Here is a 13843-nt window from a genome sequence, read left to right as displayed (position 1 = left end):
ATGGTCATAGGCAGCGGGCGAGGAACGTCGTCGCGCGGCTGGCGTCTTGATCGCCGATCGTCGGAGGGGAACTGAGGGATGGCCGGCGGAACCAAGCGAACAGAGCGATCGGAAACCCGCCAGGTGGCGGCTCTGCCCTGGCGAATGGAAGATGGCGAGCATCGTATTCTGATGATCACGTCGCGCGAGACGCGGCGCTGGGTCATTCCCAAAGGCGGCCGGATGCTGGGAAAGACCGACCCGGAGGCGGCTGTTCAAGAGGCGATGGAAGAGGCGGGGGTCAAGGGCGAGATCGACGAGCGGGCGATCGGCGTCTTTCGCTACGCCAAAGGCCTCAAGGACGGCGGCCAGCGTCGCTGCGTGGTCTCGGTCTATCCTTTGCAAGTGCTGATCCAACTGGGCCACTGGCCCGAGGCCCATCAGCGGGAACGACGCTGGATGACGCCTGCGGAGGCCGCGGCTTCGGTTCAGGAACCTGATCTTGCCGCCTTGATCCTCGGATTCACCGCCACCCTGCCAACGGATGAACAGCTGGCTTGATTTCGCCGGTGCGCCGCTGTAAGAGCGCCGCTTCCCGTCAGAGGTTTATGCCTTTGACGGTCCTGTCCGAGAACTTCGGGGCGTGGGGGTCACCCAGGCCATAACTGTCAGAGAGCCCTCTGACGCCGTGGGGAGATGGGGACGCGAACCTGCGCTGTCAGCCCGCATTCCGGGACGGACGCCGTCAGACGCATCCTTCGGACAATACGACCGGCCTGAACGCTGTGCAGCGATGCGCGGCGCTTTGGTCAATCCGCTGTCGGGAATAAGCCCGGCGGCGAATGCCAAGACTGGAGACCGCAATGGACCGCGCACAAAAGGCCGAGTCGATCGAGACGCTCAAGGGCGTATTCGCCGACGCCGGCTCCGTGGTCGTGACCCACAACCTGGGTCTGACCGTTGCGGAAATGGAAGATCTGCGCGGCCGTCTTCGTAAAGAAGGCGGCGCGTTCAAGGTGGTCAAGAACCGCCTGGCGCTGAAGGCGCTCGAAGCCGAAGAAGGCAGCGACTACCACGGCCTGTTCAAGGGGCCCGTGGGCATCGCCTACGCCGAGAACCCCGGTACGGCCGCCAAGGTCGCCACCGAGTTCGCCAAGGCCAATGATCGTTTCAAGATCATCGGCGGCTTCATGGGCGAAACCGTCGTCGACGTGAAGGGCGTGGAAGTTCTTTCCAAGCTCCCGACCCTCGACGAAGTCCGCAGCCAAATCATCGGCCTGCTCAATGCGCCCGCGACCAAGATCGCCGGCGTGCTGCAAGCACCCGCCGGTCAGCTGGCTCGCGTGTTCAACGCCTACGCCACCAAGGAAGCCGCGTAAGCGGCACAGCCTTTCATCTCTGCATCACTCCCTAATCCCAATCCTCCGAAGGAAAACTGACAATGGCTGACCTCGCCAAGATCGTCGAAGACCTGTCCGCTCTGACCGTTCTCGAAGCTGCTGAACTGTCGAAGCTGCTTGAAGAAAAGTGGGGCGTCAGCGCCGCTGCTCCCGTCGCCATGGCCATGCCGGCCGGTGGTGGCGCTGCTCCGGCTGAAGCCGCCGAAGAGCAAACCGAATTCACCGTCGTCCTGATCGACGGCGGCGACAAGAAGATCAACGTGATCAAGGAAGTCCGCGGCGTCCGTTCGGACCTGGGTCTGAAGGAAGCCAAGGACCTGGTCGAAGGCGCTCCGCAGAACGTCGTCGAGAACGTCTCCAAGCAAGCCGCCGACGAAGTCGCCAAGAAGCTGACGGAAGCCGGCGCCAAGGTTCAGATCAAGTAAGATCTGACTTTCGGCATTTGCTGAATATCGGAAAGGCCCGGCGGGAAACCGCCGGGTCTTTTCTTTTGGGGGCCTATCGCGCTTCGCGCTACTTGAGGCCGTTGGCGAGGATCAGTCCTGCCGTGAGTAACGGGCGAAGAAGGTCCACATGGCTTCGTTGTCGGCGACCCAGCTGTGGCCGCCGTCGCGGGTGATGCGGCCGACGACCTCGGCGCCGTCGCGGCAGTCGACGTAGCCTTCCTCATAGACCGAGGCCGAGACCCAGAGCGTCGGGCGGGTCGTGGCGCAGCCGTTCAACTGAGCCCAGCGCTGCTCGGCCGCGTGCATCGTATAGCTCCAGTAGGGCGCGCCGCCGCCCTGGATCGGATTGGTCGTGTCGGCGTCGCCGGCGAAGGCGATGACCGGCATGGGGCGGGACGGCCGGCAGGTGGCCGGGTCGGGCGCGTCAGGCGAGCCCTTGCCAGGGTTGCCCGCGCGCAGGCCGACGACCGGCGCAATGGCGGCGAAACGGTCGGCGGCCACACAGCCCAGCCAGGAGGTCATCCGACCGCCGCCCGACAGGCCGGTGGCGTAGACCCGGCTGTCGTCGACGCAGCCTTGGGACGCCAGTTCTTCGACGGTCTGGATCAGGAAGGCGACGTCGTCGGCGTCGTCTGGACCAGGTACTTGGCCGGTGATCGTCGGCACGCCCGGCACGTTCCAGACGAAGCCCCGTTCGACCGGGATGCCTGCGTCGGGCGCGGCGACGATGAAGCCGTGGCGGTCGGCGGTCTCGGCCAGGCTGGAAGCGTTCAGGATCGCCGCCCCCGTGCCGCCGCTGCCGTGCAGGACGAAGACCAGGGGCGCAGGCCGGGCGGGGTCGAAGCCGCGTGGAATATGGATCTGCACCGCGCGCCGGTCGGGACCGAAGGCGACGCTGCGGGTGGCGCCGGGTTCCCCGATCGCGCAGTCGGCCTTGGCGATGGAGCCGACACACAGGACGCTCAGGCCGATCGCCAGGGCTCCGAACCAATGTCTCATACTGTCGTCTCCTTTTGCTCCAGCGACAGGGTGAAGCGATTCCTGAAACGCTGTGGCGGGATCGGTCTGGCTTCCCATTTGTTACGCCTGAAAAGGAGATCCCCCTCAAATGAAAATCCTGACGGTTCTGACCTCGCACGATCAACTCGGCGACACCGGCAAGAAGACCGGCTTCTGGCTCGAGGAGTTGGCGGCACCCTATTATGCGATGAAGGACGCGGGCGCTGAGATCGTGCTGGCCTCGCCGAAGGGCGGTCAGCCGCCGCTGGATCCCAAGAGCGACGACGCGGACGCCCAGACCGAGGATACGCGCCGGTTCAAGGGCGACGCTGAGGCACAGGCCGCCCTGGCCGCGACCGTCGAGCTGGCGTCGGTGAAGGTCGAGGATTTCGACGCTGTCTTCTATCCGGGTGGGCACGGCCCGCTGTGGGACCTGGCGAAGGACGCCGATTCCATCGCCCTGATCGAAGCCTTCGCCAAGGCGGACAAGCCGACCGGTTTCGTCTGCCACGCGCCGGGCGTGCTGAAGTCGGTCCATGGACCGAACGGCAAGCCGCTGGTCGAAGGCCGCAGGGTAACGGGCTTCGCTAACTCGGAGGAAGAGGCGGTGGGCCTGACGGAGGTGGTGCCCTTCCTGGTGGAGAATGTGCTGAGCGCCAACGGCGGCGACTATTCCAAGGGGCCGGACTGGGGGTCGTATGTGCTGGTCGACGGCAAGCTGGTGACGGGGCAGAACCCGGGCTCGTCGCGTGAAGCGGCTGAGGCGCTGCTGGGGTTGTTGAAGTAGGACTCACCTCTCCGCGCGCGAAGGCGCGTGGGGAGGACCGGTCGCGCTTGCGACCAGGCGGGGGCGACTCCGACGGCGGTGACGACCACGCCAGCGTCAGACACCGCCTCGCCCCCACCTGGCGTTCGCTGACGCTCCCGCCTGTCCTCCCCGTCGGCCTTCGCCGACGGGGAGGTGACCGTTCTAGCGCTTCCTCGGCGCAAGGATGTCCGACAGGCGATCCGGCGTTCCCTCGATCCGTTCCAGGCGCGGATAGCGCAGGCCGTCGTGGTAGTCGAAGGCGACGGTGCGGAAGCGGTCGCCGGACTTGATCAGCAGTTCGAGCGGGGCGTCGGTCCCCTTGGCGGCGGTGACGGCGTTGCGCAGCACCTCGGCCGAGCCGGCCTTGCCGTTGACCGCGACCAGGCTCCAGCCCGCGCCGATCCCCTGTTCGAAGGCGGGGCCGCCCCAGAGGACATTGGCGATCTTGTCGCCGGCCAGGGTGAAGCCCAGCGAATACTGGAAGTCGTTGGCCCAGCCGGTGTTGACGGCCTTCTCGTCGGCGGTGGGGGTGTCGGTATAGGTCAGACGCCAGCCGCCGCGCTCGATCCCCGCCAGGGGCGCGCGGGCGTCGGGGCCGACGGCGTCGAGCCGGTCGCGCAGGAAACCGGCCCAGTCGTGCGGGTGGACGGCGTTCAGGGCGGCGACGACCTGATCGAAGGTGTAGCCCTGGGGATCCCATTCGCCGTCGTCATGGCCGAAGAAGCCCTTGGCGAAGTCGTCGAGCGACTTGCGGCCGTTGGTCTGGGCCCGGATCAGGGTGTCGGCGTCCAGCCAGACCAGCAGGCTTTCGCGGTAGTAGTCGCCGGTGCCGCGCATCCATGACGGGAACTGGCCGGGCACGCGGTAGCCGAGGAGGTTGTGGTTGTTGGTGTCCTGAAGGGCGCGCCACTGACGGCCCGGCTGGTTGTCGTAGAAGGCGGCGACATTGGCCAGGGTGGCAAGGGCCACGCCCTTGGAGTGCAGGCCGGCGCGGGCGGCCAGGACGTCGCCCCAGTATTCGGTCTGGCCCTCATAGACCCACAGCAGGGTGTTCTGGGTCGGGACATTGTGGTTCGCGGTCAGTTCGTCCGCCGGGCGCATGAACTTGCCGTTCCAGGAGTGGGTGTACTCGTGGGGCAGCAGGCCCCGGTCGCCGGCGCTCTTGGCCCAGTCGGTGAAGAAGCCGGGGGCGCCGGTGTTCTCGGAACTGCGGTGATGCTCCAGGCCGATGCCGCCCATCTGATCGGTCAGGGCGAACAGGAACTCATAGTTGTCGAAGTGGCGGGCGCCGAACAGGCGGTCGGCCTGCTGGACCATGTTCTCGTAGAGTTTCAGCTGCTCGTCGGTGGCGGCGAGGCCCTTCTCCTCGTCGGCCAGCAGGTTCAGGTGGACCCGGTCACCGGTCGGGTCGATGTCGACGCGGCGGTAGTGGGCGCCGGCGAACATCGGGCTGTCGATCAGGGTGTAGAGGTCGGTCGTCTCGAAGGCGGCGATGTCGCCTTCGCGGGACGCCGTCGTCAGGGCCGTGCCGTAGTTCCAGCCGGCGGGCAGGACGACGGAGGCGGCGACGGGGATCTGGCGGCTGTAGTAGCCGGCCGGGTAGAGGATGGCCTTCTCCCACTGCAGATTGACCATGGCCGGGGTCATCAGGACGCGCCAGTTGGAGCTGTCCGGCTGGGTCAGCTGCTGGAAGGCCACCTCGATCTGGGTGACGCCCGCCGGGATGTCGAGGTGGAAGGCATAGGGCTCGAGGGTGTCGCGCAGCCACTCGATCCGCTGGCCGTTCGCCGTGACGGTCAGGCCGGCCAGCAGCTGGATCGGGCCGGTGTCGGCGTGGTTGCCGGGCAGGTATTTTGGATAGAGCAGGGTCAGGGGGCCGGGGCCGGCGACGGGGATGGTTTGGCGGACGCGGATGATGCGGCGGTCGAGGTCGGTGATGTCGGCCCGGTACTGGATGACGCCGGGATAGGGGGTGTCGGCAGGCGCCGGGATGGCCGGCTGAGACCGGGGCAGGGCCAGGGCGGCCTGGGTCGGGTCGGTGACGACGGGCGTGGACTGGAAGTCCTGGGCCAGGGCCGGGGCGGCGGCCATTAGGGCGGCGAGGCAGGCGGCGGCGGTCAGGCGGGTACGCGACATCAGGTCATCCGAGCGAGAGGGCAGGCACGCACCGTCGGGGAGCGGGGGAGAAGCGTCAAGGGACAGATGGTCACCTCCCCGCGCGCGGAGGCGCGCGGGGAGGACAGATCGCGCCAGCGATCAGGAGGGGGCGACTCAGAAAGTGGGGGTGAATCCAAGAGCGTCTGACACCGAGTCGCCCCCTCCTGGCGTTCGCTGACGCTCCCGCCTGTCCTCCCCGTCGGCTTTCGCCGACGGGGAGGTGAGTTGGGTTCAGTGCTTGCGGGGCGTGAGGATGTCGCCCAGGCGGTCGGGGGTTCCTTCGATCCGCTCCAGCCGCGGGTAGCGCAGGCCGTCGTGGTAGGGGAGGGTGATGGTCTTGTACTGGTCGCCGTCCTTGACGATCAGGGTGACGGAGACGGCCGGATCCTTGGCGGCGGTGATGGCCGAGGCGATGCGGTCGGGGTTGGAGGCCTGGCCGTTGACGGCGACGATGTCCATGCCCGGCACCAGGCCGGCGTCGAAGGCGGGGCTGCCCCACTGGACGCTGCGGATGGCGTTGTTCTCGCCGGTCTGGAAGCCCAGCGAATAGGTGAAGTCGTTGCGCTTGAACTCCCCGAACAGGGTCTTCTGATAGGCGGTCGGGGTCTCGGCATAGGCCAGGCGCCAGCCGCCGCGCGTCAGGCCGTCGAGGGGGGCGTGGGCGTCGGGGCCGGTCGCGTCGAGGCGGGCGCGCAGGAAGGTCGCCCAGTCGTTGGCGACGACGCCGTTCAGGGCCGCCACCACATCCTCGAAGGTGTAGGGCGCGGGTTCGAAACTGCCGTCCTGGACGCCGTAGAAGGCCTTGGCGAAGTCATCCAGCGACTTGCGGCCGCCGGTCTTCTCCCGGATCGTCGTATCGACGTCGAGCCAGATCAGCTGGCCTTCCGAATAATAGTCCTCGTCCCGCTGCCAGGCCAGCCAGGGCTTGGGCTGGCGCTGGCTGATGATCGGGTCGTTGGTGGTGTCCTGAAGGGCGCGCCACTGGCGGCCGACGCGGGCGTCATAGGTGGCGGCGGTCAGGGCCAGGGATTCCATCGCCTGGTCCTTGGTCAGCAGGCCCGAGCGGGCGGCGATCACCTCGCCATAGTACTGGGTCTGGCCCTCATAGACCCATAGCAGACTGTTCTGCATCGGGCTGTTGAAGTTGGGGACGAGCTGATCGGCGGGGCGACGCCATTTGCCGTCCCAGGAGTGGTTCATCTCGTGGCTGAGCAGGTCGCGGTCGCCGAGATGGGTGGCCCAGCCGGTGAAGAACTCCGGATCGACCGAGTTCTCGGAGCTGCGGTGATGCTCCAGCCCGATGCCGCCCAGCTTGTCGGTCATGGCGATCAGGAAGTCGTAGTGGTCGAAGTGTCGGGCGCCGTACAGCCGGTCCATCTGATCGACCAGATTGCGCAGGATCTGGATCTGCTCGTCGGTGGCCTCAAGGCTCTTGGCCTCGTCGGCGACGAAGTTGGCGCGAACGGGCGAGCGGCCGCCGGGGTTCAGGTCGATCTGGCGATAGTGGAGGCCGGCGAAGACCGGGCTGTCGACCAGGACCTCCAGATTGACCGGCTTGAAGGTCTGGACGCCGCCGTCCTTGGTCTGCGGCTCCAGCGCCGTTCCGAACTGCCAGCCGGTCGGGAACTTGACCGTCGGCTGGACCATGATGTTCCGCGACCAGTGGCCGGTGGGATAGAGCAGCATCTTCTCCCACTGGATGTTCAGCATCTCGGGCGTCATCGTCACCCGGCCCTGATTGCCGCTGGTCGGCGACAGGTGTTGCATGGTCACGGTCAGGCTGGTCGCGCCGGCCGGGACGGTCAGGTGGTAGGCGAAGGGCGAGAGGGTGTCGCGCACCCATTCGACGCGCTGGCCGTTCGCGGTGATCTCGATCCCGGCCAGCTGGGTGATCGGGCCGACCGGCCCGTGGTTGCCGGGCAGCCATTCGGGGAAGAACAGGGTCATCGGCCCTGCCTGCGCCACCGGAATGGTCTCGGTGATCGCGAAGATATGCTGGGCCAGGTTGGTGGCGTCGATATCGAGCGTGATCACGCCCGGATAGGCGACGTCGCGGGCGGCCGGGATGGCGGGCAGGGGCGCCGCCAGGGCGGGGGGCGCGGCCGAGGCCTGTTGTGCCAGGGCCGCAGGCGCGGCGGAGACGAGCAGGAGGGCGAGGCTAAGGCCGAGAACGGGGGCGCTCAGGCGGGAGGGGATCATCGACACGAACTCTCAAGCCACTGGGGAGGCCGCGACAGTCTGCCGCAGGGGGCGGGGCGTCAAGCCTTCCCGTCAGGCGCATCCGCACTTCTGGGCTCCGGCGAGAAGACTCAGCCCGAGGGCTGGAAGGGCCCGGCGCCTTAGTTCGCAGAACCCGCAGGCTTGACCTCAAGCAGTTCGACCGAGAAGCGCAGGGTCGAATTGGGCGGCAGTTCGTCGCCGCCGACCCAGCGGCCGCCGTAGCCGAGCGAGGCGGGGATGACGAACTCATAGATCTCGCCCACGCGCATCAGGGCGACGCCTTCGGTCCAGCCCTTGATGACGCGGTTCAGCGGGAATTCGGCCGGTTCGTTGCGGGCGTAGGAGCTGTCGAACTCGCGTCCGTCGATGAAAGTCCCGCGATAGTGGACCTTGACCGTGTCGGTCGCCGACGGCTGGGCGCCTTCGGGATGGGCCTTGCCGACACGTCGGTATTGCAGGCCGCTGGCGGTGGTGGTCCAGCCGCGCCGGGCGCCGTTCCAGGCCAGATAGGCGGTGTTGCCCGCGTCCCAGGCCTGCTGAGGCGTCAGCGAGGCCTGGCCCTCGACCTCGGCGGCGGCGCGGGCGGCGGCCGAGGCGGTCTCGGCATAGGTGACGGGCTGGCCGCGCGAGGCGCAGGCGGCGAGCGAGAGAGCGGCGAGGGCGAAGGCGGCGGGCAGGGCGATGCGAGTCATAGGGCGACGCTAGCAGACTTTCCTCACCACGCCAGTCGGCCGGCAGCCTCTACAAGATGTGGATAGTTAATTTTCTGCCAACGCTCACGTGACACTACAGATTGGGGTTGACGGACGGGATGGCACAAGGGAATGTGGCGACGTCACGATCAATGGTTAGCACTCGTAATGAGATGCTGCCAAATTTCTGGCGTCTGCAACCGAATCAAGTTGTAGAGTTATATGTGAGGGGAGCGTCCTACCGCTCCCCTCAAATCCAATCAGCCTTTTTGGGTCGGGCTGAGAGGACGCTCGCGCTGAGCAACGCTTTAAGACGCGATTCTTAAGGCATAAACAAGGCCCATAAGGATATCCTTATGACGTACTCGTTTGCTTCATCTACGCGTAAGCCTATCGGAACAACCGCTCGGACTGGGGAAAATTGCCCAGAATCCGGAGTTTGGGAAGTTGTTGGTACGCCTTCCACGACCGCTCCGATCGCTAAGGGAAATCGTATGCCTCCCTATAACAACCAAGCCGTCACGTGGAGGTTGAAGTCTTACGCGTGATTTCGGAAGGGCGGCTGGGTCTCGCTTGGCTTGGTCGCCCGCTCCCAATCTTCACTTAAGTTGCGCCAAAGGTCCTTCGGGGTCTTTATTTCGCCGTGGAAGCGAGTATATGTCCGCGTTCCGCAACACTCCTAAAGAGTCTGCGCGCAAGCGCCGAGGCCCGGTCCGTCGCCCTCCGACCGGAGCGAAGGCGCGGCTCCTTCCCCAGGGAGCCGGTACAATTCAGGCGTCCTGGCCCGGCAGCGGGCCGAGGGTGGACGTCGAAAACCTGGCTGCGGACGCGGAAACGCGCGCCGTGGCTGCTGCATTTCACGCGCGACTTCCCCGGGGCGTGCGTCATGGGAAACACTGAATGACTGACGTCGCCCACGATCTCGCCATCAACGGTCAGATCGCTTCCGCCACCTCGTTCACCGGCAAGAAGCGCATCCGCAAATCCTTCGGGCGCATCCCCGAAGCGGTCGCGATGCCCAACCTGATCGAGGTCCAGCGCGCTTCCTACGAACAGTTCCTGCAACGCGAGGTCCGTCCGGGCCAGCGCAAGGAGCAGGGCATCGAGGCGGTCTTCAAGTCGGTGTTCCCGATCAAGGACTTCAACGAACGCGCCATCCTGGAATACGTCTCGTACGAGTTCGAGGATCCGAAGTACGACGTTGAAGAGTGCATTCAGCGCGACATGACCTATGCCGCGCCGCTGAAGGTCAAGCTGCGCCTGATCGTGTTCGAGACCGACGAGGAAACGGGAGCCCGTTCGGTCAAGGACATCAAGGAGCAGGACGTCTACATGGGCGACATCCCGCTCATGACGGACAAGGGCACCTTCATCGTCAACGGCACCGAGCGCGTGATCGTGTCGCAGATGCACCGTTCACCGGGCGTCTTCTTCGACCACGACAAGGGCAAGACGCACAGCTCGGGCAAGCTGCTGTTCGCCGCCCGCGTGATCCCGTACCGCGGTTCGTGGCTCGACTTTGAGTTCGACGCCAAGGACGTGGTCTATGTCCGCATCGACCGCCGCCGCAAGCTGCCGGCCACGACCTTCCTGATGGGTCTTGGCATGGACGGCGAAGAAATCCTGAAGACCTTCTACGAGACCGTGCCCTACGAGAAGCGCGGCGAGGGCTGGGTCACGCCGTACAAGGCCGAGCGCTGGCGCGGTGTGAAGCCGGAGTTCGATCTGGTCGACGCCGACACCGGCGAAGTGATCGCCCAGGCCGGCCAGAAGATCAGCGCCCGCGCCGCCAAGAAGCTGGGCGACACCACGACGTCGCTGTCGCTGGCCGCCGACGCCCTGGTCACCAAGTATCTGGCCAATGACGCCGTCAACTTCGAGACCGGCGAGATCTTCGCCGAGGCCGGCGACGAGCTGGACGCCCCGACCATCGAAGTGCTGGAGCAAAACGGCTTCACCACCATCGAGGTGCTGGACATCGACCACGTCACGGTCGGCGCCTACATGCGCAACACCCTGCGCATCGACAAGAACGACACCCGCGAGGACGCCCTGTTCGACGTCTATCGCGTGATGCGTCCGGGCGAGCCGCCCACCCCGGAAGCCGCCGACGCCATGTTCAACTCGCTGTTCTTCGACAGCGAACGCTACGACCTGTCGGCGGTCGGCCGGGTCAAGATGAACATGCGCCTGGAGACCCCGGAGGTTTCCGACGAGATCCGCGTCCTGCGTAAGGACGACGTGCTGAAGGTGCTGCAGATCCTGGTCGGCCTGAAGGACGGCCGCGGCGAGATCGACGACATCGACAACCTGGGCAACCGCCGGGTCCGTTCGGTCGGCGAACTGCTGGAAAACCAGTACCGCGTCGGCCTGCTGCGGATGGAGCGCGCCATCAAGGAGCGCATGTCCTCGGTCGATATCGACACGGTCATGCCGCACGACCTGATCAACGCCAAGCCGGCCGCCGCTGCGGTTCGCGAGTTCTTCGGTTCGTCGCAGCTGTCGCAGTTCATGGACCAAACGAACCCGCTGTCGGAAATCACCCACAAGCGTCGCCTTTCGGCGCTTGGCCCGGGCGGTCTGACGCGTGAGCGCGCGGGCTTCGAAGTCCGCGACGTCCACCCGACCCACTACGGCCGCATCTGCCCGATCGAAACGCCGGAAGGCCCGAACATCGGCCTGATCAACTCGCTGGCCACCCACGCGCGCGTCAACAAGTACGGCTTCATCGAGAGCCCGTACCGTCGCGTGAAGGACGGCCAGGCCCAGGGCGAGGTGGTCTACATCTCGGCCATGGAAGAGTCGAAGTACACGATCGCCCAGGCCAACATCGAACTGAAGAACGGCATGATCGTCGAGGACCTGGTCCCCGGCCGGATCAACGGCGAATCCCAGCTGCTGAACCGCGACGCCGTCGACATGATGGACGTGTCGCCGAAGCAGGTCGTTTCGGTCGCCGCCGCCCTGATCCCCTTCCTGGAAAACGATGACGCCAACCGCGCACTGATGGGCGCGAACATGCAACGTCAGGCCGTGCCTCTGGTGCAGTCGGACGCGCCGCTGGTCGGCACCGGCATGGAAGCGGTCGTGGCCGTGGACTCCGGCGCCGTCGTGGTGGCCCGTCGTGAAGGCGTCGTCGAACAGATCGACGGCACCCGGATCGTCGTGCGCGCCACCGGCGACGTGGACGCCGCCCGTTCGGGCGTCGACATCTATCGCCTGTCGAAGTTCCAGCGTTCCAACCAGTCGACCTGCATCAACCAGCGCCCGATCGTGCGCGTGGGCGACCAGGTGAAGGCCGGCGACGTCATCGCCGACGGCCCGTCGACGGACCTGGGCGAACTGGCTCTGGGCCGCAACGCCCTCGTCGCCTTCATGCCCTGGAACGGCTACAACTTCGAAGACTCCATCCTGATCTCTGAGCGCATCGTGCGCGACGACGTCTTCACCTCCATCCACCTCGAAGAGTTCGAAGTGATGGCGCGTGATACGAAGTTGGGCCCGGAAGAAATCACCCGCGACATCCCCAACGTCGGCGAGGAAGCCCTGCGCAACCTCGACGAAGCGGGCATCGTGGCGATCGGCGCCGAGGTCCAGCCGGGCGACATCCTGGTCGGCAAGGTGACGCCGAAGGGCGAAAGCCCGATGACCCCGGAAGAGAAGCTGCTGCGCGCCATCTTCGGCGAGAAGGCTTCGGACGTGCGCGACACCTCCCTGCGCCTGCCGCCCGGCGTCGCCGGCACGATCGTTGACGTTCGCGTCTTCAACCGTCACGGCGTCGACAAGGACGAGCGCGCCATGGCGATCGAACGCGCCGAGATCGAACGCCTGGGCAAGGACCGCGACGATGAGCTCAAGATCCTTGAGCGCAACGTCTATGGCCGCCTGAAGCCGCTGATCCTGGGCAAGAACGCCGTCTCGGGCCCGAAGGGCATCGGCCGCGGCGAACTGACCGAAGAGAAGCTGGCCGAGGTCAGCCGTGGTCTGTGGTGGCAGATCGCCCTGGACGACGAAAAGGCCATGGGCGAGCTGGAGGCGATGAAGCGCCAGTTCGAGGACGCGCGTAAGCAACTGGACCGTCGTTTCGAAGACAAGGTCGAGAAGCTGCAACGCGGCGACGAACTGCCCCCCGGCGTGATGAAGATGGTCAAGGTCTTCGTGGCCGTGAAGCGCAAGCTTCAGCCCGGCGACAAGATGGCCGGCCGTCACGGCAACAAGGGCGTCATCTCCAAGATCCTGCCGATCGAGGACATGCCGCACCTGGAAGACGGCACGCACGTTGACGTCGTTCTGAACCCGCTGGGCGTGCCTTCGCGCATGAACATCGGCCAGATCTTCGAGACCCACCTGGGTTGGGCCGCCGCCGGCCTGGGCAAGCAGATCTCCGGACTGCTGGAAGCCTGGCAAGCGGGTGGTCAGAAGCAGGCGCTGATCGATCGTCTGACCCATATCTACGGCCCGGAAACCCCGTTGCCGCAGGATGAGGAAGAGCTGATCGAACTGGCGAAGAACCTGTCCAAGGGCGTGCCCTTCGCGACCCCGGTCTTCGACGGTGCGCACATCGGCGACATCGAACGCCTGCTGGAAGAAGCTGGTCTGAACAAGTCGGCCCAGTCGATCCTGTACGACGGTCAGACCGGCGAGCAGTTCAAGCGTCCGGTCACGGTCGGCTACATCTACATGCTGAAGCTGCACCACCTGGTCGACGACAAGATCCACGCCCGCTCCATCGGCCCGTACTCGCTGGTCACCCAGCAGCCGCTGGGCGGCAAGGCGCAGTTCGGCGGTCAGCGCTTCGGGGAAATGGAGGTCTGGGCTCTGGAAGCTTACGGCGCCGCCTACACCCTGCAGGAGATGCTGACGGTGAAGTCCGACGACGTGGCCGGCCGGACCAAGGTCTACGAGGCCATCGTCCGCGGCGACGACAGCTTCGAGGCCGGCATTCCCGAGAGCTTCAACGTGCTCATCAAGGAAATGCGTTCGCTGGGTCTGAACGTGGAGCTGGAGAACAGCTGAGTTTGGGTGAGCGAGTGGTGAAAAGTGAGCGAAGGGGTGAGCGAAAACTCACTGGCCGTCGCTCACTTCTTGCTCACTCTTCACTCTTCACCAGCCGCCGCTCCGCTCTCAAAGATTTATCGCGGG

At 65.9% G+C, this 13843-nt stretch carries 9 protein-coding genes; 5 read left to right on the top strand and 4 right to left on the bottom strand.

Annotated features, from left to right (window positions below; translation table 11 throughout):
- Nucleotides 1–78: 78 nt before the first annotated feature.
- The 3 genes from ACW177_RS11600 (at nucleotide 79) to rplL (ending at nucleotide 1804) form a co-directional block, all read left to right on the top strand.
- Entirely contained in the window at nucleotides 79–540 is a 462-nt protein-coding gene (locus tag ACW177_RS11600) for an NUDIX hydrolase (protein WP_492025856.1), read from the top strand.
- Nucleotides 541–842: 302 nt separating this feature from the next.
- Nucleotides 843–1358 (top strand): 50S ribosomal protein L10, encoded by a 516-nt coding sequence (rplJ, locus tag ACW177_RS11595; protein ID WP_492025855.1) that lies wholly within the window; start codon nucleotides 843–845, stop codon nucleotides 1356–1358.
- A 62-nt stretch (nucleotides 1359–1420) separates the two neighbouring features.
- Nucleotides 1421–1804, top strand: coding sequence for a 50S ribosomal protein L7/L12 (gene rplL, locus ACW177_RS11590; protein WP_008259470.1), 384 nt, complete (start codon nucleotides 1421–1423; stop codon nucleotides 1802–1804).
- A gap of 111 nt (nucleotides 1805–1915) precedes the next feature.
- Here the strand turns inward: rplL and ACW177_RS11585 are convergent, their stop codons facing one another.
- Nucleotides 1916–2824, bottom strand: coding sequence for a CE1 family esterase (locus tag ACW177_RS11585; protein ID WP_492025854.1), 909 nt, complete (start codon nucleotides 2822–2824; stop codon nucleotides 1916–1918).
- A gap of 109 nt (nucleotides 2825–2933) precedes the next feature.
- Between ACW177_RS11585 and ACW177_RS11580 the strand changes: the two genes are divergently transcribed.
- Nucleotides 2934–3611, top strand: coding sequence for a type 1 glutamine amidotransferase domain-containing protein (locus tag ACW177_RS11580; RefSeq protein WP_492025853.1), 678 nt, complete (start codon nucleotides 2934–2936; stop codon nucleotides 3609–3611).
- A gap of 183 nt (nucleotides 3612–3794) precedes the next feature.
- Here ACW177_RS11580 and ACW177_RS11575 read toward each other — a convergent pair whose 3' ends face one another.
- The 3 genes from ACW177_RS11575 to ACW177_RS11565 all read right to left on the bottom strand — a co-directional run bounded on the left by ACW177_RS11575 (nucleotide 3795) and on the right by ACW177_RS11565 (nucleotide 8701).
- Nucleotides 3795–5768: a M61 family metallopeptidase gene (locus ACW177_RS11575; protein ID WP_492025852.1), complete on the bottom strand. Its 1974-nt coding sequence runs from the start codon at nucleotides 5766–5768 to the stop codon at nucleotides 3795–3797.
- 252 nt (nucleotides 5769–6020) lie between these two features.
- The gene (locus tag ACW177_RS11570; protein WP_492025851.1) at nucleotides 6021–7988 is read right to left on the bottom strand and encodes a M61 family metallopeptidase; all 1968 of its coding nucleotides are present in this window, start codon (nucleotides 7986–7988) and stop codon (nucleotides 6021–6023) included.
- 140 nt (nucleotides 7989–8128) lie between these two features.
- Nucleotides 8129–8701, bottom strand: coding sequence for an FKBP-type peptidyl-prolyl cis-trans isomerase (locus ACW177_RS11565; RefSeq protein WP_492025850.1), 573 nt, complete (start codon nucleotides 8699–8701; stop codon nucleotides 8129–8131).
- 900 nt (nucleotides 8702–9601) lie between these two features.
- Between ACW177_RS11565 and rpoB the strand changes: the two genes are divergently transcribed.
- The gene (gene rpoB, locus ACW177_RS11560; protein ID WP_492025849.1) at nucleotides 9602–13717 is read left to right on the top strand and encodes a DNA-directed RNA polymerase subunit beta; all 4116 of its coding nucleotides are present in this window, start codon (nucleotides 9602–9604) and stop codon (nucleotides 13715–13717) included.
- Nucleotides 13718–13843 lie beyond the last annotated feature (126 nt).

The sequence above is a fragment of the Brevundimonas sp. AVps23W genome (assembly GCF_058681395.1).
Note: the sequence above shows the minus strand (reverse complement) of the source record. Positions and strands in the feature narration are given on the sequence as shown.

Bases quoted from the DNA above. Each gene is read 5' to 3' on its own strand.
- ACW177_RS11580 (WP_492025853.1), top strand. From the start codon at position 2,934: ATGAAAATCCTGACGGTTCTGACCTCGCACGATCAACTCGGCGACACC.
- ACW177_RS11585 (WP_492025854.1), bottom strand. From the start codon at position 2,824: ATGAGACATTGGTTCGGAGCCCTGGCGATCGGCCTGAGCGTCCTGTGT.
- rpoB (WP_492025849.1), top strand. From the start codon at position 9,602: ATGACTGACGTCGCCCACGATCTCGCCATCAACGGTCAGATCGCTTCC.
- ACW177_RS11600 (WP_492025856.1), top strand. From the start codon at position 79: ATGGCCGGCGGAACCAAGCGAACAGAGCGATCGGAAACCCGCCAGGTG.
- ACW177_RS11570 (WP_492025851.1), bottom strand. From the start codon at position 7,988: ATGATCCCCTCCCGCCTGAGCGCCCCCGTTCTCGGCCTTAGCCTCGCC.
- rplJ (WP_492025855.1), top strand. From the start codon at position 843: ATGGACCGCGCACAAAAGGCCGAGTCGATCGAGACGCTCAAGGGCGTA.
- rplL (WP_008259470.1), top strand. From the start codon at position 1,421: ATGGCTGACCTCGCCAAGATCGTCGAAGACCTGTCCGCTCTGACCGTT.
- ACW177_RS11575 (WP_492025852.1), bottom strand. From the start codon at position 5,768: ATGTCGCGTACCCGCCTGACCGCCGCCGCCTGCCTCGCCGCCCTAATG.
- ACW177_RS11565 (WP_492025850.1), bottom strand. From the start codon at position 8,701: ATGACTCGCATCGCCCTGCCCGCCGCCTTCGCCCTCGCCGCTCTCTCG.